Origin of the sequence: Sulfobacillus harzensis (genome assembly GCF_012933365.1) — a bacterium.
GTDB lineage: Bacteria > Bacillota > Sulfobacillia > Sulfobacillales > Sulfobacillaceae > Sulfobacillus_B > Sulfobacillus_B harzensis.
The window spans coordinates 1-1244 of the sequence record NZ_JABBVZ010000280.1 but is presented as its reverse complement, the minus strand read 5'-3'; the positions used below and the strand labels follow the sequence as shown (position 1 = coordinate 1244).

Here is a 1244-nt window from a genome sequence, read left to right as displayed (position 1 = left end):
CTAGTATAGCCATTCCTAAATAGCGTCCATGCTTTTTGCGTCCTCGGGCTTCCACTTCCAGCGAAACGGTACCGGATCCTGGTTGAGCCAATCCAGGTAAGCGAGAATGCGTTGGGCCAACTCCTCGCGCGATTGGACACGGATGCCGTGCAAGAGTTGTTTGGACAACTTGGCAAAGAACATTTCAATGAGATTCAGCCATGACGCATGCTTGGGTGTGAAGACGAAGTCGAACCGGTTGGGTACAGTCGCCAGATAGGCGCGCGTTTCCTTAGAGGTGTGGGCCGAGTGGTTGTCCAAGACCACTTGAATCTTCACATCGGCGGGATACTTGGCGTCTAACGCTTGGAGGAATTCCACGAATTCGGCACTCCGATGGCGTGGACGCACGATGCCGATGAGTTCGCCCGTGGCCAAGTCGATACCGGCCAAGAGGCTCATAGTGCCATGACGCACATATTCATGATCGCGTTGCCAGGTACCCTGGCCAGGGGTATCGGGGCGGGGCGCCCGGTCGGGCGCCGTGTTCCCCAGCGCTTGAATGCCAGGCTTTTCGTCGTACGACAGCCGGACCGTGGGCCGGCCCTCGGCGTCCAAGTCAAATTCCACCTGCTCATACACGTGCAACACTTGGACCATCTTCTGATCAAAGTCCGGGTCCCGTCGCTGCAAGTAGTAGCTCATACGGTGAGGATGCAGATCATGCGCAGACAGAATCTTGGAAATGGTGCCCTGCTGGACGTGCTGGGCACTCGGGTGCCCAGCGTCGACCGCATGCTCCCGGACGTAGCGCGCCAGAAGCGCCTCGGACCAAAATTCCGGTGCCCACCCGACCGCCGTCGGTTTCTGACAGGCCAGTCCAATGATCCAGGCTCGAGCTTCGGGCGTAATTTGCCGCGGCCGACCCGGACGGGGTAAATCCGCCAAGGCTTGCTGCAGGCCGTATTCTAAGGCTTTCCCAATACAACGCCGTACGGCGTTGCGAGCCACGTGCAACCGGTCGCTAATGGCTTGCAGGGGTTCCCCGTCGCAATAGGCAAGAAGCATTTGTGCCCGGATTACCTGGGTATGTTGCGCCGTGCGGCTACGGGTCAATTGGGTCAAGTAACGACGGTCATCTTCCGTTAAGATCAGCGGTTGAAGCGTCAAGCGAGGCGGCATGGTAGAGAACCTCCAACCAAGGATTTCCCTTACCGTACCATAACCTTCCGTGATTATCACGAATTAAGGAATGGTTCTACTAG

Annotated in this window: 1 protein-coding gene; it reads right to left on the bottom strand. The window is 57.5% G+C overall.

Going from position 1 to position 1244, the window contains the following annotated elements; all coding sequences use genetic code 11:
• Positions 1 to 15: 15 nt before the first annotated feature.
• Positions 16 to 1161, bottom strand: a complete 1146-nt coding sequence (locus HIJ39_RS23025; protein WP_169103353.1) for an IS630 family transposase — start codon at positions 1159 to 1161, stop codon at positions 16 to 18.
• Positions 1162 to 1244: the final 83 nt, after the last annotated feature.